This window comes from Agrobacterium sp. Azo12 (assembly GCF_029193765.2).
In the GTDB taxonomy this organism is placed as follows: domain Bacteria; phylum Pseudomonadota; class Alphaproteobacteria; order Rhizobiales; family Rhizobiaceae; genus Agrobacterium.
In genome coordinates this window covers 66887-88238 of sequence record NZ_JARFYO020000004.1, presented here as the reverse complement: position 1 = coordinate 88238, position 21352 = coordinate 66887, and the positions used below count along the sequence as shown (strand labels likewise).

Here is a 21352-nt window from a genome sequence, read left to right as displayed (position 1 = left end):
AGATAGCAAAAGGGCGGGAAATCCCGCCCTTTCAAACATCAGAATTCTTCAGTCCAAATCAGCCGAGCTTTTCAACAGCATAAGCATGCACGGCGCGGAATGCATCCGACGCTGCAGCAACTGCGCGCTCTTCTTCTTCCTCGGTCAGCGCGATCTCATCGAGCGCTGCGGTGAATGTACGCCAATGCAGACCACGACCCTCTGGCGCACCGGCCAGATGGCGCGCGCCGAATTCTTCGTTCAGGCCAAGTTTGGCAGCATCCTTCAAAAGGAAGGCGGCGCCGAGATTGGAACCCTCGACCACATAAAGCCAACCCATGGCTTCCGGCAGATCAAATGCACCACCCTTGACGAAACGTGGCTCAGCAGATGGCGCAGGAACGTCAAGCCCAAGATCGGCTAGATCCTGCCTGATAAAGTCAAGACGGCGGCGACCCAACAGGTCCGGCAACATGCCATCCAGCTTTTCATTGTAGAAAAATGCATCCAGATCGCGGTGGAAAAGATACTGCGTCTGCACAAACTTGCCGAAATTTTCGCGGCTGGCAAAAGGTGCTGCACCGGTAATGAACTTGTCGAGGACCTCATGCGCTTCACGGGTCGCAGCCTTCATGCGCTTGGTGCGGCTTGCTTCTTTTTCCTGCCCAGCGGCAGCTGCCTGCGTGATGTCCATAAGGTGCCCCTCTCAAATAAGCGTGTTCCGCGACGCAATAAATCATGAGCCTATTACTCCATTTAGAGTAAAAGGCAAACCCGCATCGGGTTGCAGAGAGGTTTCTCACCCGTTTTTGGCGTTCATCCTGCATTCACATTGCAAATCGCACATTCCCGCCCGGTCACACCGCCTATGTGGCCTTGCGAGACCCGGTCGGGGGACCAAAGCTAGATTGGGTCTCGCAGAAGACAGCATGCCGTCACACCAATAAAATATAAGGGAGGACGCTTGTGACGTACGAATGGGACACGCGGAAAGCCCGCAAAAATCTTGCACTTCGAATCTGCACAAAAATGCTGGCCGCCATCGTCATCACAGCCATGCCGCTTGGCATCATGCTGTACACGATCGCGCATTGATTCTGTTTAGGTAGGAAATTTTGAAATTTATCTGGGAATGTTTGGTGGAGCTAAGCGGGATCGAACCGCTGACCTCTTGCATGCCATGCAAGAGGTCATGCCTACCTCCAGTTTCACTGCCCATCATCCACCACCCAAAAACGCTTTCATTGCAACGGATCCGGGTAAACATCACTCGAGATGTTTACCCTAGTTGTCGGAATTTATCGAACCGACTCGACAGTTATCTCAGCCCATGAGCAAATAAGGCACCCTGACACAATCGCGCTGGTGGTCTCATGAGAACTGCTCTCTCCGCTGTAATGATCGTCTGTATGGCGGCTTTGCCCGCTCGATCCGAAACCATCCTTTGGAAAGACGTCGGGAATTGGACGATCCGCATGGACCCCTCCATGGGTAATGCCTGTTACGTCTCTACCAGTTACGAAGACGGTACAATTCTCCGACTGGGGTTTAACTTTTTAGGCAATACGGGCAGGCTCTATTTTTCACTTGGCAACGCGAAATGGAAATCTCTGGAGGTTGGAAAGGATTACCCGATCCGAATTCAATTCGACAAGGAATCCCCATGGGAAGCGACCGCCTCGGTGATAGAGATCGACACGATTCGCCATTTGCACATCAACACTCAGAACACAAATTTTGCCCAGGAGTTTAGCAGGAAGCTCGGGGTTAGCGCCTATTACGCAGGCAAGGAGATTACCTCATTGAGGTTGCGGGGCTCTTCTAAGGCAATAAATGAGATGCTTGCCTGTCAGGACGTAACCAGTCAACTCATCACCAAAAAGAACCAAAAACAAAAAGAAGAAGACCCCTTCGCTGGTGACCCGCAAGTCAAAGCCTCGGATGACCCTTTCGAACTCTAGTTCGACTAAGCGCTGGCGGTTTCAGCCCCCTCACGGAATTTGTAGATGACTGGCACGTGTCAATGCGCTGCCTAGGCGGTGATGATATACCAGACTGCACCGCACCCCAGTCGTTATGACTAGGGGCATAAACCCGAAATTGCTACGCCGCACTTCCCGATTCATAGTTCGAGAATCCACAAAAGCAGTTAAGTTTGTAATGCTTGCATTTCACTGGGAAGATTTGGTGGAGCTAAGCGGGATCGAACCGCTGACCTCTTGCATGCCATGCAAGCGCTCTCCCAGCTGAGCTATAGCCCCATCAAGGGTTCCGGTTTTTCATCCGGTTCCGGGAAACCGAAGCGGTTTGTTTCCGTTCGGTGGCGGCTTATTACTTCCGCTGTTGGAAGATGGCAAGCCAAAAAATTCACCCGATGACATTTTTCTGTCATCGGGTGATTTATCAACAGGATCAGACTTCTTCGTCGTCGCCAGTCACACCAATGATACCGGACATATCGTCATCGTCATCATCTTCGTCGGCTTCGAGGAATGTGTCGTCGTCGTCGTCCAACTCGACGTCATCGTCACCGATATCTGGAATGTCATCGCCGCTGTTGTCGCCATCAGCATCTTCCAGCGACACAAGTTCGACTTCCGTGTTTTCGGTATCGACTTCTGCCACATCCTCTTCTTCTGCCTGCTCCAGCTTGGCTGCTGCTGTGCTTTCCTCGAAGTAGGACAGCGGCCAGGACTTGCCGGTGTAAGGAGAAACGATCGGGTCACGGTTGAGGTCGTAGAACTTCTTGCCGGTATCCGGGTCTACGCGCTTGGTTCCAAGTTCCGCTTTTGCCACTGTCAAAGCCTCAATTTTTTTGAATGAGTTCGGTCTGTACGCCGTGGTTCCGGCAGTAGACGATAAAATTTCTAGCCGGTCCCCATAATCGTTGCAGTGTTGCCTGTCAAAGATAAACTTCAATTACCGCATCATCGACAAGTTTTCGGCACGAACGGGATGAATGCAAGCCTTCTTTATGATATCGCCCCCTCAACAGACAAAATGCCATCAGGATAACTGCAGCATGACCTTTACCATTGCCATCGACGGACCGGCCGCAGCCGGCAAGGGCACTCTTTCGCGCCGCATTGCCGAAACATACGGGTTCCATCATCTCGATACTGGCCTTACTTACCGTGCCACTGCTAAGGCCCTGCTCGATGCCAACCTGCCGCTGGATGATGAAGCAGTCGCGGAAAAGGTCGCTCTCGAGCTGGACCTTATGGGTCTTGATCGCTCGGTGTTGTCGCGCCACGAAATTGGCGAGGCTGCATCCAAAGTTGCCGTTATGCCAGCCGTGCGCCGTGCGCTGGTTGAGGCACAGCGCAAGTTTGCGACAAAGCAGCCGGGAACCGTGCTGGATGGTCGCGACATCGGCACCGTTGTCTGCCCCGCCGCACCGGTGAAGATTTATGTGACAGCATCGGCAGAGGTTAGGGCAAAACGTCGTTACGACGAAATTTTGGCCAATGGCACGGCAGCAGATTACGACGCCATTTTTGACGATGTGAAAAAGCGCGACGAACGCGACATGGGCCGTGCCGACAGCCCTTTGAAACCAGCTGAAGACGCGCACTTGCTTGATACGACAGAAATGAGTATAGAAGCCGCGTTTAAGGCCGCGAAAACCATCATAGACGCAGCCTTGCAAAAGAATTGACGTGACGGCGGAACCGGATCATCCGGTTTCTCATTTCACGGTAATGACCCGAAACGCGTCCCCGCGCCGAATAGCCTTCTTTGAAGGCGGATGTGATTTTCGGGTGTGATCAACACCAACACCGGCGCTCTTGTGTCCTTAACGGGGCACATTCAGGAGATTTCATGTCAGTAGCAAACCCCACGCGGGAGGATTTCGCAGCCCTCCTCGAAGAATCCTTCGCTTCCAACGATCTCGCCGAAGGCTATGTTGCCAAGGGTATCGTAACGGCCATCGAAAAGGACGTTGCAATCGTTGACGTCGGCCTCAAGGTTGAAGGCCGCGTACCGCTGAAGGAATTCGGCGCCAAGTCCAAGGACGGCTCGCTCAAGGTCGGCGACGAAGTCGAAGTTTACGTTGAGCGCATCGAAAACGCTCTGGGCGAAGCAGTTCTGTCGCGCGAGAAGGCTCGCCGCGAAGAGAGCTGGGTCAAGCTCGAAGCCAAGTTCGAAGCTGGCGAACGCGTCGAAGGCGTTATCTTCAACCAGGTCAAGGGTGGTTTCACCGTCGATCTGGACGGCGCTGTTGCCTTCCTTCCACGTTCGCAGGTCGACATTCGTCCGATCCGCGACGTTACTCCACTGATGCACAACCCACAGCCGTTCGAAATCCTCAAGATGGACAAGCGCCGTGGCAACATCGTTGTATCGCGTCGTACGGTTCTCGAAGAGTCCCGCGCTGAGCAGCGTTCTGAAATCGTTCAGAACCTCGAAGAAGGCCAGGTTGTTGACGGCGTCGTCAAGAACATCACCGATTACGGTGCGTTCGTTGACCTCGGCGGCATCGACGGCCTGCTGCACGTCACCGACATGGCATGGCGCCGCGTCAATCATCCTTCGGAAATCCTCAACATTGGCCAGCAGGTCAAGGTTCAGATCATCCGTATCAACCAGGAAACCCACCGTATCTCGCTCGGCATGAAGCAGCTCGAGTCGGATCCATGGGATGGCATCTCCGCCAAGTACCCAGTTGGGAAGAAGATCTCCGGTACCGTCACCAACATCACCGACTACGGTGCATTTGTTGAGCTGGAGCCAGGCATCGAAGGCCTGATCCACATTTCCGAAATGTCCTGGACCAAGAAGAACGTACACCCCGGCAAGATCCTGTCCACAAGCCAGGAAGTTGACGTTGTCGTTCTCGAAGTTGATCCGTCCAAGCGCCGTATCTCGCTCGGTCTCAAGCAGACCCTCGAGAACCCATGGCAGGCATTTGCCTACAACCACCCAGCCGGCACTGAAGTCGAAGGCGAAGTCAAGAACAAGACCGAATTCGGCCTGTTCATCGGCCTCGAAGGCGACGTTGATGGCATGGTGCACCTGTCTGACCTCGACTGGAACCGTCCAGGCGAACAGGTTATCGAAGAATACAACAAGGGCGATGTCGTAAAGGCTGTCGTTCTGGATGTAGACGTCGAGAAGGAGCGTATTTCGCTCGGCATCAAGCAGCTCGGCAAGGACGCTGTTGGCGAAGCTGCTTCGTCCGGCGACCTGCGCAAGAACGCTGTCGTTTCGGCTGAAATCACTGCCGTTAACGAAGGTGGCATCGAAGTGAAGCTGGTCAACCACGAAGACCTGACTTCCTTCATCCGCCGTGCTGACCTTGCTCGCGACCGTGACGATCAGCGCCCTGAGCGTTTCTCGGTTGGCCAGACTGTCGACGCTCGCGTCGTCAACTTCTCGAAGAAAGACCGCAAGGTCATGCTTTCGATCAAGGCTCTGGAAATCGCAGAAGAGAAGGAAGCTGTTGCACAGTTCGGTTCGTCCGACAGCGGCGCTTCGCTCGGCGACATCCTCGGCGCAGCTCTGAAGAACCGCAGCGAGTAATCGTTACGGCTTTCGTCAGAAAGCGTTAGAAACAAAGAACCCGCCGAACCATTCGGCGGGTTTTTTATTGGCTATCGCATAACGGTATCATGTCGAAGGTGACCGATGCTTTAGGCCAATCCGCCCATACGCAAATAATAGGCTTCAGCACTCTCGCTATCGCTGGCTACAGTGCCATCATCAACTGTCTCATCGGTATTCTGCTCAGCCTCGGCTTGTTCATCCGGGGATTGCCCCTCATCGCCTTGCGCGTGAGCATCTTGCTGCCCTTCCTCACCGTCATCACTGGAAGACGGCCACCGACCGCGATGCGGAGACGAGGAATCCGGCTCGTCCTTGGCCTGCGGATTGGCCACAAAGGGCATGCCCAGACCTTCCTTGCTGAGACTAGCAAGAGCTGATTGCAGAAGCGGTTGTTCAAGTGCGGCTTTGGCATCTGCCAAGCCCAGACCCTGCGGCACGCCGTCAGCACCATGACGTGCGGCAGGCAATGGCGTTTCAGGATCTGATGATGAGGAAGCGGCAAATCCCGCAGCATTGGCCGCAACACCCGGTTTGCCGGTGTCCTGCTGCGTGCTTTCCAGCATCTGCGAAATAGCGGCGAGATAGGTAGAAGAACCGTCCGCCCGCTGCGGCAACTTCTGCCCCGCAAGCGATGTCAGCAGCAGGTTTTCCAAATCCGTTTTGGTCAGTGTGCCCTTCGGATCCATGCGCCCGCCCGCTTCAGCGTTTTTGGCGGTTTCAGCCGCGCGGCCATCAACATGCGCTCGCGGCAGAGCGCGTTCGTCACGGGAAACCAATGGCTCTGACGACGATTTCTCTGTCTTTGTTGTCGCAGCTTCATTGATGTTGCGGTTTGCCACCTTTGCAGGATTGTCGCCCGCGATATCTTCTTGCTGCAAAGCCGGTCCAGCTGCATTGATCACGTCCGGTTTGGCACCAGTTGATGACGCTGCAGTATCCTTTTTCGTCGGTGCAGCAGAAGTACTCGCAGACGCCGCTGCGGCAACACCGTGGCGTCCTCCCGTCTTTGCGTCATCAACGGTATCATCAGGTGAAACAACTACGGCCGACAACAACGCTTTTTGCGCCTGCTCTGACGCCTTTGCGCCGGCAGCGTCAGCCTGTGTCGGCGGCCCCTGCATGGTGGCAGGACGAGGCTGTTGTGATTGACCTGCAGCCTGATCTTTGACCGGCAATGCTGCAATAAGATCATTGCCGGTATTCTGGCGATAAGACGATACGACGGCCTTGGCCGCCATATCACCCTTATATCGGGTCATTTCCAAGAGAACAGCAAGCCGCGCAGCATCCGGACCTGCCGGATTTTTCAAAACCTCGGCAATGATCTTCAAGGTCAGTCCCTGCAACACCTTGGCAAGTTGCTGGTTCAGCACTTCACGCTCGCTGGAAGACAGACCGCGAATGGCCTGCACAAGTCGATTGGCGTAATCATCAACACTCTCGGCGTCCTTGCGCGGAATATTGAGTATACGTCCCAGCGCCTCAGCCAGCACTGTCACACTTTGCGATAACTGCAACTGACCGGACAGCGCCAAAACGCTGGCGCGGCCAAGATTGGTGTTTTCCTGTGGGGCAACATTGCTGGAAGCCCCGCTATTGGGCGTCATTGTGCTGGCCGCACCGCCCTGCTGCTGGCTGGTGTAGCTGTTAAACGAGATATCCGTATTCGCAACTGCACGGACAGGCGTAAGCATGACGCGCTCCATTCAGGTTGAAAGACTACCCGCAACAAATGACCTTGCGTCTGTGCTTGCTGAATGAGCGTATTGATGGTGTAAGCCCATCAATAACAAGCCGCACGGACGGTAAAATTCATGACCGCTCATGCGGGTGTCCCGGCCAGTGTCGCCTTTTTCAGCTGAAAAAACCGAACCGTTCCCAACCATGGGACACGCCTGCGAATTCACAGCAGGCGCTTTGTGAATATAAAGAATCACTGATGTAAGGATGCGTTGAAAAACTTAATAATTCGCTAACCATAAGCCGCTGGCTGTAGCTTGAGAGCTGCCACTCTTAAGGCGAGACGCCGACAAACATCCGGTAAAGGCCGTTATCGTCGGAATTGACAGAGGAAATGCTGGCCTTTGGCGGCTCAACGCTGTCAGCCATAGTCTGTTGCTGCGGCAACAGCGCATCGAGCCAACTGGCCTTGGGGTAAAGTCGAACCCGGGCCTTGGGGCGCATGTCTTCCATTTCATCGAGCGGGGTGATCGAATATTCGTCAACCGAAAACGGGTCAGCGGCCATTGATGGTGCCACGACATCCATCATGTTGCCGTTGGTCGTGCTATTATCAGCGTGAAGCATATCCAGAATGTCAGGCATTACAGAACTCACATCATGTTTCGTTCATGGCATCTGCGAATGGCACAATCACGCTGCATTGCGCTTGAGCAATTCGTATAATCCGTTGTCATCCACGCTGACCCAGAAAGGCGCGTCGCTTTTTCCGTCCTGCACGGCATCGAGAGCGTCAGCATAATCAGCCGCCTGCTCATCCAGACCCGTCTTTTCAGCATCATTATTGTCAGACGAGCCTGATGGCTCCTCTTCCGCAGCGTCCGCCTCATTGTCATTATCAGCAGTGGTTGTTTTCTCGACCGACAGTCCGGCCGATAACAGCTGGATCATCTGGGCGGCAGCGGCAGCCTCGGCATTGCCTGTGTCGTCGCCGTCCTTGCCATTCTTCGCCTGTTCCAGGCCCTCACGAACGGCTTCGTGCATGTCGATAACGTCATCCAGCTTTTGCGCGTGCTGGCGCTGCTCGATATCGGCCTCACGCTCAAGCTGCACCTCGGTGTCATTCACCTCGGTCGGGTCGCGTTTGGTCTTTTCCTGTTTTAACTCTTCAAGCGATTTGGGATCAGCCACGTCTTCCAGACGCTGGATCACCTTGCGCATTTCAAGCGTCATTCCCTGGTCGAGCTTGCTCTGCTCGTCCAGTATGCCCTTTATCTTCTGCGCGGCCTCGCCATAGGGACTGGCGACAGCGGAAATCAATTCGTTGATGGAAACACCCATGGCTTTCAGGCCGGTTGTTTCCTCAAGCTGTCTGGTGTTTTCGGGCAGGGCTGCCCGCATTGCCGTCAGATACCCTGCCAGCTGCTCATTGAATGCATCGGGATCATCAGTGGCAAGATTGCCCTGTGTTGCCAGTCGCGCAATCAGTTGCGTCGCCGCATCCGGCTTCAAACCTTTTTCCTGAGCAGTGCCATCCATCACAGAAATGATCGTCGAGACATCAAGGTTCAGCGAAGAGGCGCTGACCACTGTTGCCTCACCGGAAGAATTTGACTTTGGTACCATCTCCATAAAGGAGACGGCGTCCTGCAACCGTCGTGCAAAGGAAAAACCACTTTCATCCACGCCCTGCGTAATGCCAAGCGCAGACGCAACCCGGCCAATCAACGCGGCCATCTGGTTGCCTTCCTGCTTCAGATTACCGAAGAAATAGGCATTGATCTTTTGATTGGCAGCAGCAGTGACCGGATCATGCGTGATCTTCTCTTCAGCCGCATCATCCTTCTTCAGGCCCTTGAGCTCGTTTTCACGCTCCTGACGCCGCTCTTCTGCTTCCTCAAGCATTGAACGCATCAAATCGGATGCAATGATCCCGGAACCTGTCTGTAATGCTGGCAGCATGCGAATATCCCGACTGCATCCCTGTAGAGAATACACCCGAAGATAGGCACCAATCGTAAAGCAAGATTTAAAAGCCGGGCCCCAAAACTACCCGGTTTAAAGCAACGTAGAGCTTATCAATTGCCTTAGTACGCAGTGACTTCACGCTCCGCTACGGCCCTCAGCTATGGGCAAAAATATCAGTCTCTTCCCAGCCGAGAAGATCAAGCTTCGCCCGAGTTGGCAGGAACGCGAAACAGGCGGTTGCATGGTCTTCCCGTCCGTCACGCACCAGTCGCTCGTTCAACTTGTCACGCAAGGCATGCAGGTAAAGAACGTCGGAAGCTGCGTATTCAAGCTGTGCCTGCGACAGCTTGGCTGCCGCCCAGTCGGAAGACTGCTGCGCCTTGGAAATATCAACCTCCAGCATTTCCTTGAGATTGTCTTTCAGGCCATGCCGATCGGTGTAGGTGCGGGTCAGGCGTGACGCAATCTTGGTGCAGAATACTGGGGCAGAGGTGACCCCGAAGGTGTGGAACAGCACGGCAATATCAAAACGGCCATAGTGAAAGATCTTCTGACGCGCCGGATCGGCCAGCATCGCCACAAGGTTCGGCGCTTCGGTCTGCCCTGCCGCAATGCGAATAACATCCGCCGAACCGTCACCAGGTGAAAGTTGTACCACACACAGTCGGTCACGGCGCGGAACCAGACCGAGCGTTTCCGTATCGATGGCGATTGCCCCGGTATAACGCGCCGCATCCTCTGCACTGATATCACCCTCGTGACAGCGGATTGTCGTCGCCATTTTCTGCTCCAGACCTGATCTTTTCATCGTTCCGGCTATAGCGGAAACAGCGGTGCGACGATACCGCTTTTATATATTTTCACCATTGCCGACACTCATCGCCTGGCCTGGGCTTGCCTTCATGCTTCATCGCAAGATAGGTTGGCCGTCTTCCCTCAATTGCGACGAAAAACTCCATGACAAAAAAGCTATATCTTGCCGGACCGGAGGTATTTCTCTCCAACGCGCGCGAAATGCTGGACAGAAAAGCAGCACTGGCCCGTGAAGCCGGTTTCATACCGCTCTCGCCCGGTGATCTCGCCATTCCGCCTGCAGCAACCAAGACTGAGCATGGCTGCAACATCAACGCCATCGACGAGCAGATGATGCTTGAAGCCGACGGTGTGATTGCCAACCTCACCCCGTTTCGCGGTATCGCAGCCGATACCGGCACGACCTACGAGCTGGGTTTCATGTGTGCACTGGGCAAGCATGTTTTCGCTTACACCAATGTCGCGGACAATCATTTCACCCGCATCATGAACCATTATCACGGCATCGCCGCACAGGACGACGAAGGCCGTTATCGTGGCGCGGACGGACTGTCGATCGAGAACTTTGACATGGCTGACAACCTGATGCTGCACGGTGGCATTTTGCGCCGTGGCGGATCACTGATTGTCGGTGATGCAAAACCGGACGAAATCTACACCGATCTCACGGCATTCAAGCAATGCCTGAAGGTCGCCGCTGAAAAACTTCTGTAGCAACGGAACCGGATAACTGGACTTTTGTTGGGAACGACAAAAGTCCAGCAATGGAGACAACGGCATGAACGGAACAATCCTCATTACCGGCGCAACGGCTGGTTTCGGCCGCGCAACGGCAAAGCTTTTCATCGCCAATGGCTGGAAAGTCATCGGCACCGGCCGTCGCGCAGAACGCCTCGAGACCCTGAAACAGGAACTGGGCGACAATTTTTACGGCTCAGTTTTCGACATTACCGACGAAGCCGCCATGCGTACCGCACTTGAGGCGCTTCCCGAGGCTTTCCGCGACATTGACATCCTGGTCAACAATGCCGGCCTGGCACTTGGCACGGGAACCGCGCCACAGGTTCCGCTAAAAGACTGGCACACCATGATCGACACCAACGTGACCGGTCTGGTGAACATCACGCATAGCATTCTGCCAACCTTGATTGAGCGCCGCGGCATCATCATCAATCTGGCATCGGTTGCGGCAAACTGGCCTTACACAGGCGGTAATGTCTACGGCGCAACGAAAGCCTTCTTGCGGCAGTTTTCGCTCGGCCTGCGCTCCGACATGCATGGCAAAGGTGTGCGTGTTACGTCGATTGAACCGGGCATGTGCGAGACAGAGTTCACGCTGGTCCGTACCGGTGGCAACCAGGCTGCGTCTGACAACCTCTATAAGGGCGTCAATCCGCTGACGGCAGATGATATTGCCAACACCATTCACTGGATTGCCACCCAGCCAAAGCACATCAACATCAACAGCATCGAGATCATGCCGGTCAATCAGTCCTTTGCAGGTTTCCAAATCTATCGGGAAACCCAGTAAAACAAGGCTTTTTCGCCTGCAGTGATCAAAAACAATGCAGCAAATACCGACCTATGCAAAAATGCATTGCTGCGTTGCGAGACTTGCGCTATTCATCGGCGGAGATTGGTTTATATATCTAAACATCGAAGCGACGCACTCCTCCTCCCAGCGTCGCTAGATGTGGATCGGCGATACTCCTCCTCCCAATTGCCGATCAAGTTTAAAGCCTGCCGCACCTCCTCCCGCGGCAGGCTTTTTCCGTTTCAGAGCCCTGAAAACAAAAATCCCACGCACCGTACCTCATGCCGGCAACGGAACGATCAAGTCTGGTCGACAGGGAAAATATTCATTGAATGAATTCGGCAAATACCCGGGGGATGACCGCCGCCCAATTTGGTGTGGGCAAATCCCAACAGCCTGAGCCGGGCACACCTTGGCGGCGGCCCGAACAGCAGAGCCTAAAAGGTAAGCGAAGCTATTGAGCGACGTCGAGCGAATAACGATCGATACGACCTTGAAGCGCAGTCACGACAGCAGACAGGAACTCACGGCGGCGGGGTTCGGCGGCTGTCTGCAGCGTCACGTTCAACCGGTCACAAATCTTGCTCATAAACCCCACATGGTCGAAACGGTCAGCTTTGATGTTGACCTCAACCTCATCCATATAATGGGCCAGATGCGGCTCGAACTCCAGGTTCACATCCATCTGGTAGTGGGTGGCCATCTGTTCGGCGAGCGTCCCCATCTGTACGTAGGGTCCAAATTCGTGTCTCATCAAGTCTCCTCTTGTCTGTATGGCGACTTAGATAGGTGTTGCTTGTAACAGGTGCGAGATCAACTGCTTGATGAACATGAGACAGGAGCCGTAATCACAGCTTTGTGATTACGTAGCCGTGTAGTGGCAAGGAAGCCGGATTTCTCCGCCAACCCGCAAACCAATTTGGTGTTTTGAAAATGGCTGTATTTCGTTGGTGTCCACGAGAGGATTCGAACCTCCGACCCCAGGATTCATACCACTTCGGCTTTAGCCGCCGTCATCAGACGTTCGTGGTCTGGACTGTCCCTTCACCATGGACCTTGACGGCCGTTAGGTGCTGCCCATCCAGTCTCTACACCTTCACCGGATTTCTCCGGAGCTTGGCTCGGGATTGGCATGCTGGATGCCCAGCGAAGCGTTCCCCGACTTTGAGCAGATCGATTGTGCGGTTTCCCGGCACAACCCCCAATTTTAACTTAGGAATCCTGTGCTCTATCCTGCTGAGCTACGTGGACACTCAACGCCAGCTTCTTAACCCGCCAAAATGATTGGATCAACCGCCTTGTTGGCGTGCGCCACTGAAAATCAGGGAATGCCTGCCAAGGACCATGGGATCAATCTGCCAGCCTCTGCTCAACCAGCCGTACCCAGTACGAAACACCGTAAGGAATAACTTCGTCGTTGAAGTCATAGGCCGGGTTATGCAGGCCTGCAGTTTCACCATTACCAATGAAGATAAAGGCGCCGGGACGTTCCTTCAACATATAGGAAAAGTCCTCCCCTGCCATCGAAGGATCGACCTCGGTATTCACATTGGTATCGCCAACGATCTGGCGTGCAACCGCTGCTGCGTGATCCGTCTCAGCTGCATGGTTGAAAGTGACCGGGCAGGCGCGCTCATACTCTAAATCCGCCGTTGCACCATGCGCAGCGACAAGGCCTTCCACCACCTGATGGATACGTTTTTCCGCCAGGTCCCGAACCGTCTCATCCAATGTGCGCACCGTACCAGCCAGCACCGCTTCGTTGGGAATGATATTGAAGCTGGATCCGGACTGAAACTTGGTGACCGACACGACAATGGAGCGCGCGGGGTCAGTATTGCGCGACGCGATCAGCTGCAGGCTGCCAACCAGCTGGGCAGCGATGGCGATCGGATCGATGGTGCTGTGCGGCTGCGCAGCATGTCCGCCCCTGCCCTTTACGGTAATGAAAAACTTGTCAGGCGCTGCCATGATGCCACCCTTACGAATGGCAAATTCACCAAGTGCAATGCCCGGCATGTTGTGCATGCCGTAAACTTCATCAATGCCAAACCGGTCGATGAACCCGTCCTCAACCATGGCCAGCGCACCTGCGCCACCTTCTTCGGCCGGCTGGAAAATCACTGCAACGGAACCGTTGAAATTACGTGTTTCGGCCAGATATTTCGCAGCCCCTAGCAACATCGCCATATGCCCGTCATGTCCGCAGGCATGCATTTTGCCGGATGTTTTCGAGGCCCAGGCCTTGCCGGTTTCTTCCACCATTGGCAGCGCATCCATGTCTGCCCGCAGGCCGATAACACGGTCGCTGTCACCCTTGCCACGGATGATGCCAACCACGCCGGTGCGGCCAATACCGGTCACGATCTCGTCAACACCGAAAGATTTCAGTTTTTCTTCGACGAAGGCTGCCGTGTTGAATACGTCGTAGAGAATTTCAGGGTTCTCATGCAGATGATGCCGCCATCCGGTAATTTCTGCTTGCATTTCAGCGGCTCTGTTCAAAATCGGCATGATGAAAATTCCCGGGCCTTCAATATAAAAGTGTGAATCGTTGAGTTCGGTTGCGGATAGTGCGCCGCAGTATTGACGTAATCAATGTACTTTGCCATCCCTTGGTCATATATGGTGAATATTGCCAATCCCGGATTGAATACGGGAATTTGAGGACACGTCTTGCCACACGCACACAGATCACCTGCAGCACGCCGTTTGATAACGGCTCTGGTCGCCGCTTCCACCAGCCTGATGGCAATCGCCACAACCGCGCAGGCCAACCCCAAGATGGTGGTGGATGTCAAAAGTGGCAAGGTTATCGCTCATGAAGAAGCGTTCCGCAAATGGTACCCGGCATCACTGACCAAGCTGATGACCGCCTACATTGCATTCAGCGCCATGAAGTCGGGCAAGATCAGCCCTGAAACGGAAGTGATCGTCAGCAAACGCGCGGCCGATCAGCCCGCCAGCAAGATGTATTTCAAGCCCGGCCAGAAACTGACCATGGACAGCGCGCTCAAGCTGCTGCTGATCAAATCCGCCAACGATGTCGCCGTAGCCATTGCCGAAAGACTGGGTGGCACCAACGAAAACTTCGTGGCGCAGATGAACGCGCAGGCCGCACGGCTTGGCATGTCTTCGACCCATTTCATCAATCCGAATGGTCTGCCCGGCAAAGGCCAGTACACCACGGCCCGCGACCTTGCCGTGCTGGCGCTGATCCTCAAGCGTGAATTCCCTGAATATGCCGGTTATTTCTCGCTGGAAGGCGTGACCACCGGCAAGAAAAACTATGCCAACTACAACATGCTGGTCGGCCGCTTCGATGGCGCTGATGGCATGAAGACTGGCTTTATCTGTGCATCCGGCTTCAACCAGGTATCGTCTGCAACCCGTAACGGCCGCTCGGTGATCTCCGTTGTGCTTGGCGCAGACAGCCTTGGTGGACGTACCGACGCATCTGCAGACCTCCTGCAGATGGGCCTGACCTCGTCGTCGGGGGCAGGAACCTCGATTGCGTCGCTCGCTGCCTACGGCCCGGGACAGGATGCCGTCACCGACATCAGCTCGGAAATCTGTAATCCCAAAGCCCAGAAGGTGCGCAGCGAAGGCCGCGACGATGCCGGGCGCATGATTACCCACTCGCCCTACATTCAGGAAATGACACGCCCACCGCAATATTCCTTTGCTGGCCTCATTCCGGGCAGTGAAACCGTTGCTGCCAACGACACCAAGGGCAGTGCAGTCAATGTTCCAATCCCGATCCCGCGTCCGTCTTTCTGACTGAGCGCATAAGACAACATCGTATCATGGCACAGACACGCATTCCCGTTTCGATCATCACCGGCTTCCTCGGAGCTGGTAAATCAACGTTGCTCAACCACCTGCTGAAAGATCCTGTGATGCAGGATGCCGCCATCATCATCAATGAATTTGGTGATGTCAGCATCGATCACATGCTGGTTGAATCCTCCAGCGATGCGATTGTCGAACTGGCCGATGGCTGCCTGTGCTGCACCGTGCGCGGTGAACTGGTGGATACGCTTGCTGAACTGATGGACGGTATCCAGACCGGCAAGATCAAACCGATCAAGCGCGTGGTCATTGAAACAACTGGGCTGGCCGATCCGGCGCCGGTGATGCAGTCCGTCATGGGCAATCCAGTCATTGCCCAGAACTTTGTCCTCAACGGCATGATCACTGTTGTCGACGCTGCCAATGGGGCACAAACCCTCGACAATCATATTGAAGCGGTAAAACAGGCGGCTGTCGCCGACCGTCTGATCATCTCAAAAAAAACACTCGCCGACCCAGAAAAGCTCAAGCAGCTGATGGAGCGTCTGAAGGTGCTTAATCCGCGTGCCCCGGTTCTGGATGCGGATGACAGGGCCAACCTGACATCTGCCATTCTCGAGAATGGCCTTTATGACACGACCAGCAAACATGCAGATGTAAGCCGCTGGCTGGGTGAAGAAGATCACGCCCATCACCACCATGAACACAGCCACAGTCATGGTCATCAGCATGATGAGCATGAGCATGAGCATGAGCATGAGCATGAGCATGAGCATCATGGCCACCACCATCATCACGATGTAAACCGCCATGATGAGAGCATCCGCTCTTTTTCGATCATTCACGACCGCCCGATAGAGCCTACGGCTATCGAGATGTTCATTGACCTTTTGCGCTCCGCCCATTCCGAGCGATTGCTGCGCATGAAAGCCATTATCCAGCTGGCGGATAATCCCGAGCGACCTTTGGTCCTTCATGGTGTGCAGAACATATTCCATGCACCGGAGCGGCTTGCCGCATGGCCAGACCCGAACGACCGTCGCACCCGTATGGTGATGATCACCAAGGATCTGCCGGAAGCATTTGTGCAGGATCTTTTTGGCGCCTTCGTTGGCAAGCCACGCATCGACAAGCCGGATGCGCAGGCTTTGAGCGATAACCCGCTTGCCATTCCTGGCATGCGCATGTGACGCGCCGACTGTCTCATTCAGGGTCGTAATTGCAGCTGTGCTCACCCAACCGGGTGAGTATTTTTTTACTTTCCGACCCTATGCTCAACATTCGAATAATCACCTATTCGAAGATAATGCGATGAACGCATACGATGCACTCGATCGGTAATCGCGCATATGACGACAACGGGCTTGAAGACCGTCTCATCACAGTCGACAGTCACCGCAGCTGATGCGGCAGCGGGTATCCGCGCCATGCGCAAAGGCGATATCGATGCGGCGGAAACATTGTTCAGCGCCGCCTTTTGCAAAAAAACGCCCCCAGCCGGCTCGGAACTGCGCGCTTACATTGCCAGCCTGTTTTTTGACAGCCCACCCTATACGACCGACAATGGCAGCATCGTTCACGACGATGGCAACGGTAACATCGACAGCGCAATCTTTGCCTTGCCCATGACATTTCACACCGTGGACCGCACCACGGTGGCACGTCTGTTATGCGCCTTTGTCTCCAGCGGCGCCAAAGGGGCACTGGGTGCTGCACGTCTGGCCCGCAACGTGCGCGCCACCCAGCAGGACATGTGTTTTTCCGACACGTCATCGGCTACCAGTGCGGACCACTGCATTGCCGCCGGAGGCATTATCCTGCCAATACAAAGCCTCGACTGGCACCGGGTATTCCAACCGGTCGCAGCGCTGGCGCTGCGGCTGCAAAAGCGCATAAACCTGCCCGGCATCGATCTAATGTTACCGCTCTGCCGTATGTTCGATACGGCACTGGCCAAATGGAAGCCCGGTTTCAGACCGGTCGGTGAATTTGGTTTTCAATGCAAACTTGAGGAGCCATCGGCCTTTTTTGAACATATCGCCCCGATGACCCGCCGTTTTGCCATTCGCCCTGAATGGAGGAAAATCGAATTTGACTGGCTGATTGAAAAGGCAAAATTGAACCGTAAACTCGGCAAGCTGCAATGCGGCATCGTCGAGGACCGCCAAGGCACTGTTATCGGCGCCTTCCTGTTTTTCGGCAATAAAAAGCGGGTCGCCACGGTTTTGAACATTCTGTGCCAACCGGGCAAGGAACTGGACGTGACGCGGGAAATGTTCGCGTTTCTCAATATCGCCGGTTACGCAACCTCACAGGGCATGGCGCAACCCTTCCTGATGAACGCGCTTGGTCGACAGCGTTTGATGAGTTTCCGGCACCGCGGATATTTCTGCATCAGCACGCGTCATGACGACCTGAAACAGGCAGCGCTGTTGGGCGACATCTATATTGGCGGTCTGGCATCCGAACAATGGAGCCGGATGCTGACAGATTTCTAGCATCCACCAACGCGTCCGAACTACCACAGGAAACATGAGGGGGGCCCCTCATGCATGCTGCAAACGTTTTTCCCGACGCTGCGCCTGAATATGCGGATCAGGATCAAGTCCGGCAGCCAGAAGACGACGTGTATAGTCCTCACGCGGGTTCTCGAAAATCTGCCGCACGGTTCCGCTTTCCACCAATTCGCCTGATTTCATCACCATCACATGGTCGGCAAAGTCCCGCACTACGGGCAAATCATGCGCGATGAAAATAAACGCGATGCCCAATTCACGGCGCAGCTTGTCCAGCAGGGCGATAACCTGCGCCTGTATCGACACGTCAAGCGCCGACACGGCTTCATCGCATACGATGAGTTCCGGTTCCAAGGCGAGTGCGCGGGCAATGGCAATACGCTGCCGTTGGCCGCCCGAAAACTGGTGCGGATAACGATCGGCATGAGATGCAGAAAGACCAACCTGCAGCAGCAATTCTTCAACGCGTGCCCGCCATTTGTTCTTCGGCAGGATTTCCGGATGGATGACCCAGGCCTCGGAGATAAGTTGATAGACGGACATGCGCGGGTTCAGCGACTGCGTCGGATCCTGAAACACCATCTGCAATTGCCGGCGAAGACCATAAAGCTCCTTCTTCGGCATGGTCAGCAGATCATGCCCTTTCCATAACGCTTTGCCGGAATCGGCATCTTCCAACCGCAGCAAAGCCCGCGCCAGCGTCGACTTGCCAGAGCCACTTTCGCCAACCACAGCCATTGTTTCACCCGGCATGAGGTTGAAGGAAACACCTTTCAGCGCATGAAAGGCACCATAGGTCTTGTAGAGGTTTTCGACCTTCAACAACGGTTCGCCGGTGGCAACAGGCTCATGCATTTCACCCTGACCGGGAGCCGCCGAAATTAGCTTCTTGGTGTAGGGATGGCGCGGGTTGTGGTAGACCTCATCCGGTGTTCCCGTTTCCACGATCTCACCGGAATTCATGACAACCACACGGTCTGCAATTTCCGCCACGACGCCAAGGTCGTGGGTGATCAGCAGCAGGCCCATGCCGGTTTCTTTCTGCAACTCGCCCAGCAGTGCCAGAACCTCGGCCTGAACAGTTACGTCAAGCGCCGTTGTCGGTTCATCGGCAATGACAATATCCGGCTTCATCGCCAAAGCCATGGCAATCATCAGGCGTTGCCGCTGGCCGCCGGAAAACTGGTGCGGATATTTACCCATCGCGGTGTCAGGCGCAGGCAGGCCAACGCGCTTCAACAATTCCAGCGCCCGTGCCCGGGCCGCATCCGCGTCCACACCATGAATGCGCATGACTTCAACGATCTGCCAGCCGACCGTGTAAACCGGATTGAGATGGCTGAGCGGATCCTGAAACACCATGGCGATCCGTTTGCCATTGATGCGCTTGCGCGCATCGTCACTCATTTTCAGCAGGTCCTGCCCGGCAAACAGGATTTCACCACTGGTAATTTCCGCCGGTGGCATATCCAGCAGGTTCATGATGGTCGACGCGGAAACCGATTTACCCGATCCGCTTTCGCCGAGAATGGCAAGCGTTTCACCACGGTCCAGATGCCAGCTGATATTGCGTACCGCCTGCACGATGCCAGTCGCCGTGTGAAACTGGACAGACAGATTGCGAACCTCAAGCAGATGTTCAGCCATTTTTCTTGCCTCCGATTTCAAGTCTCCAGCGCTGCACAGGATCAAGCACGATGCGCATCCAGTTGGACAGGAGATTGAGCGACAGGGTGGTGAGGATGATTGCCAGGCCAGGCCAGAAGGCCAGCCACCAGGCATTGGTCAGATATTGTTTGCCCTGCGCGACCATCAGGCCCCAAGTCACTTCAGGTGGCTGGATGCCAATGCCCAGGAACGACAGAGACGATTCTGCCAACATCACAAAGGCAAAATCCAAGGTGGCAATGGTCACCAGTGTCGGAATGACCATCGGCAGGATATGACGGAACACGATGCGCATCGACGATGCACCCATCACCTGCGCCGCCTGCACGAACATGCGCTGGCGAATTTCCAGCACTTCAGCACGGGTGGTACGCAGATAGATCGGGATGCGGGTGATGGCCAAAACGATGACGATATTGCCGACCGAAGGCGCCAGCATGTAAAGAACGATCACGGCCAGCAGCAGTGACGGGAACGACATGATGACATCCGCCAGACGCATGATGACATTCGACACGCGCGGCGAGGAATAACCGGCAACCAGCCCGAGAAGTGCGCCAATGACACTCGAGCAGATTACGGCGGCCGCCGCAATCATCAGCGTGTTCTGTGCCGCAACAACAATGCGTGCCAGAAGCGAGCGGCCAAGCGCGTCTGCCCCCAGAAACAGCAGCCAGCCATTTTCCAGCGAAAACGGTGGCAGGTTACGTGCCCGCAGGTTCTGCGCCACTGCCGCATCTCTCAGCAGCATCGGACCGAAAATAGCGCAGAATGTCGCGAGGATCAGGAACAGGGCAGCAAAGAACGCGAACTTGTCACGCCACAACATGCCAAGCAGCACCGAAGCCTGGTTGCGAGGTTTGGCTGAAACAGCCTGTACATTTGGAAGAGTATTGGTCATGGACATGGCCTTCAGGTCCGCAAACGAGGATCGAGCAAGCTGTAGATGATGTCGATCAGCAGGTTCATGATGAAGATGGCGAGTGCCGTGACCATGATCGCGGCAAGGATGACATTGAAGTCGCGCTGCAGGATGGAATCGATCATCAGCTTTCCGACACCGGGAAAACCAAAAATCGTTTCAACAATCACCGCACCGTTCAACATGGCAGCGGCCTGATCGCCGATAACGGTGATGACCGGCAGCATGGCGTTGCGCAGTGTGTGAACGAAGATGATGGAGCGGTTACCGACGCCCTTGGCGCGCGCGGTCTTGACGTAAGCCGAACCGAAGGCCGTCAGCATAGAGCCACGCACCACCTGAAGAATGAGACCGAACGGGCGAATGAACAGCACGGCAATCGGCAGGATCCAGTGCCAGATCGTCCCCGTGCCAGAGGTTGGCACCCAACCCAGCGTCACCGAAAATACCACGATGCCAACGATGGCAATCCAGAAATCAGGAGCGGAAGCGCCGATCAGCGACAACAGGGAGACAAGCCGGTCAAATACACCGCCGGGACGGAAAGCCGCCAGCGAACCAATGACAATTGCCGCAACAGTCACCAGCGTAATGGTGATGAGCGCAAGCTGCAACGTCCAGGTGAAAGCTTCCAGCACCACATCGATGGCAGGACGTGCCTTGCGGATGGATTCGCCGAAATCAAGCTGCATCACATCGCGCACATAACGCGCAAACTGCTCGATCAGAGGATCGTTCAAACCATGCAACTCGCGGAACTTGTCGAGCATTTCCTGACTGGCGTCGATCGGCAGGAACAAGGCCGCCGGATCACCTGTCAGTCGTGACAGGAAGAACACGATAACGATAAGCGTGACCAGCGAAAAAAAGCTCGCCACGATGCGCGTGAATATCTTTTTTCCCATCGCGTCTACTCCCGAAAGAAACGGAAGG

General features: G+C 55.0%; 20 protein-coding genes and 2 tRNA genes. 9 read left to right on the top strand and 13 right to left on the bottom strand.

Going from position 1 to position 21352, the window contains the following annotated elements; translation table 11 throughout:
- Positions 1–58 precede the first annotated feature (58 nt).
- The gene (locus tag PYL13_RS26550) at positions 59–673 is read right to left on the bottom strand and encodes a biliverdin-producing heme oxygenase (RefSeq protein ID WP_275643718.1); all 615 of its coding nucleotides are present in this window, start codon (positions 671–673) and stop codon (positions 59–61) included.
- Between the two features lie 272 nt (positions 674–945).
- Between PYL13_RS26550 and PYL13_RS26545 the strand changes: the two genes are divergently transcribed.
- A complete protein-coding gene (locus PYL13_RS26545) occupies positions 946–1074 on the top strand; it encodes a hypothetical protein (RefSeq protein WP_275643719.1) in 129 nt (42 codons plus the stop codon).
- 42 nt (positions 1075–1116) lie between these two features.
- Here PYL13_RS26545 and PYL13_RS26540 read toward each other — a convergent pair.
- A tRNA-Ala gene (locus PYL13_RS26540) sits at positions 1117–1189 on the bottom strand.
- A gap of 163 nt (positions 1190–1352) precedes the next feature.
- Between PYL13_RS26540 and PYL13_RS26535 the strand changes: the two genes are divergently transcribed.
- Positions 1353–1940: a hypothetical protein gene (locus PYL13_RS26535; protein ID WP_275643720.1), complete on the top strand. Its 588-nt coding sequence runs from the start codon at positions 1353–1355 to the stop codon at positions 1938–1940.
- Between the two features lie 224 nt (positions 1941–2164).
- Here PYL13_RS26535 and PYL13_RS26530 read toward each other — a convergent pair.
- Together PYL13_RS26530 and PYL13_RS26525 are read right to left on the bottom strand one after the other, a co-directional pair.
- Positions 2165–2240: transfer RNA gene (locus PYL13_RS26530), tRNA-Ala, on the bottom strand.
- Between the two features lie 151 nt (positions 2241–2391).
- Entirely contained in the window at positions 2392–2775 is a 384-nt protein-coding gene (locus tag PYL13_RS26525) for a TIGR02300 family protein (protein WP_250985577.1), read from the bottom strand.
- Positions 2776–3001: 226 nt separating this feature from the next.
- Here PYL13_RS26525 and cmk point away from each other — a divergent pair, with 226 nt between their 5' ends.
- Both cmk and rpsA read left to right on the top strand, forming a co-directional pair.
- On the top strand, positions 3002–3637 hold the full coding sequence (gene cmk / locus PYL13_RS26520; RefSeq protein ID WP_259149419.1) for a (d)CMP kinase: 636 nt from the start codon (positions 3002–3004) through the stop codon (positions 3635–3637).
- Between the two features lie 164 nt (positions 3638–3801).
- A complete protein-coding gene (rpsA, locus tag PYL13_RS26515) occupies positions 3802–5502 on the top strand; it encodes a 30S ribosomal protein S1 (RefSeq protein WP_192491482.1) in 1701 nt (566 codons plus the stop codon).
- Between the two features lie 110 nt (positions 5503–5612).
- On the opposite strand, the gene PYL13_RS26510 is transcribed toward rpsA, so the two are convergent.
- The 4 genes from PYL13_RS26510 to PYL13_RS26495 form a co-directional block, all read right to left on the bottom strand.
- On the bottom strand, positions 5613–7220 hold the full coding sequence (locus PYL13_RS26510; protein ID WP_275643721.1) for a hypothetical protein: 1608 nt from the start codon (positions 7218–7220) through the stop codon (positions 5613–5615).
- A 319-nt stretch (positions 7221–7539) separates the two neighbouring features.
- Entirely contained in the window at positions 7540–7851 is a 312-nt protein-coding gene (locus tag PYL13_RS26505) for a hypothetical protein (protein ID WP_275643722.1), read from the bottom strand.
- Positions 7852–7899: 48 nt separating this feature from the next.
- Entirely contained in the window at positions 7900–9168 is a 1269-nt protein-coding gene (locus tag PYL13_RS26500) for a hypothetical protein (protein WP_275643723.1), read from the bottom strand.
- A 160-nt stretch (positions 9169–9328) separates the two neighbouring features.
- Complete coding sequence (locus tag PYL13_RS26495) at positions 9329–9955, bottom strand: ribonuclease D (RefSeq protein ID WP_192491485.1); 627 nt, start codon at positions 9953–9955, stop codon at positions 9329–9331.
- A gap of 176 nt (positions 9956–10131) precedes the next feature.
- Here PYL13_RS26495 and PYL13_RS26490 point away from each other — a divergent pair, with 176 nt between their 5' ends.
- Entirely contained in the window at positions 10132–10701 is a 570-nt protein-coding gene (locus tag PYL13_RS26490; RefSeq protein ID WP_192491486.1) for a nucleoside 2-deoxyribosyltransferase, read from the top strand.
- Between the two features lie 64 nt (positions 10702–10765).
- On the top strand, positions 10766–11518 hold the full coding sequence (locus PYL13_RS26485; protein WP_275643724.1) for an SDR family oxidoreductase: 753 nt from the start codon (positions 10766–10768) through the stop codon (positions 11516–11518).
- 457 nt (positions 11519–11975) lie between these two features.
- Here the strand turns inward: PYL13_RS26485 and PYL13_RS26480 are convergent, their stop codons facing one another.
- Both PYL13_RS26480 and PYL13_RS26475 read right to left on the bottom strand, forming a co-directional pair.
- A complete protein-coding gene (locus PYL13_RS26480; protein WP_250985571.1) occupies positions 11976–12275 on the bottom strand; it encodes a hypothetical protein in 300 nt (99 codons plus the stop codon).
- A 596-nt stretch (positions 12276–12871) separates the two neighbouring features.
- A complete protein-coding gene (locus tag PYL13_RS26475; protein ID WP_275643725.1) occupies positions 12872–14035 on the bottom strand; it encodes a M20 aminoacylase family protein in 1164 nt (387 codons plus the stop codon).
- Positions 14036–14269: 234 nt separating this feature from the next.
- Here PYL13_RS26475 and PYL13_RS26470 point away from each other — a divergent pair, with 234 nt between their 5' ends.
- The 3 genes from PYL13_RS26470 to PYL13_RS26460 all read left to right on the top strand — a co-directional run bounded on the left by PYL13_RS26470 (position 14270) and on the right by PYL13_RS26460 (position 17811).
- On the top strand, positions 14270–15301 hold the full coding sequence (locus PYL13_RS26470; protein ID WP_441296709.1) for a D-alanyl-D-alanine carboxypeptidase family protein: 1032 nt from the start codon (positions 14270–14272) through the stop codon (positions 15299–15301).
- A 26-nt stretch (positions 15302–15327) separates the two neighbouring features.
- Positions 15328–16503 (top strand): CobW family GTP-binding protein, encoded by a 1176-nt coding sequence (locus PYL13_RS26465; protein ID WP_275643727.1) that lies wholly within the window; start codon positions 15328–15330, stop codon positions 16501–16503.
- A gap of 159 nt (positions 16504–16662) precedes the next feature.
- Positions 16663–17811: a GNAT family N-acetyltransferase gene (locus tag PYL13_RS26460; RefSeq protein WP_275643728.1), complete on the top strand. Its 1149-nt coding sequence runs from the start codon at positions 16663–16665 to the stop codon at positions 17809–17811.
- Between the two features lie 48 nt (positions 17812–17859).
- Here the strand turns inward: PYL13_RS26460 and PYL13_RS26455 are convergent, their stop codons facing one another.
- The 3 genes from PYL13_RS26455 to PYL13_RS26445 form a co-directional block, all read right to left on the bottom strand.
- Complete coding sequence (locus PYL13_RS26455; protein WP_275643729.1) at positions 17860–19476, bottom strand: ABC transporter ATP-binding protein; 1617 nt, start codon at positions 19474–19476, stop codon at positions 17860–17862.
- On the bottom strand, positions 19469–20326 hold the full coding sequence (locus PYL13_RS26450; RefSeq protein WP_246788313.1) for an ABC transporter permease: 858 nt from the start codon (positions 20324–20326) through the stop codon (positions 19469–19471). Before PYL13_RS26450 ends, PYL13_RS26455 begins: the two co-directional genes overlap by 8 nt.
- An 83-nt stretch (positions 20327–20409) precedes the next feature.
- On the bottom strand, positions 20410–21324 hold the full coding sequence (locus PYL13_RS26445; RefSeq protein ID WP_275643730.1) for an ABC transporter permease: 915 nt from the start codon (positions 21322–21324) through the stop codon (positions 20410–20412).
- Positions 21325–21352: the final 28 nt, after the last annotated feature.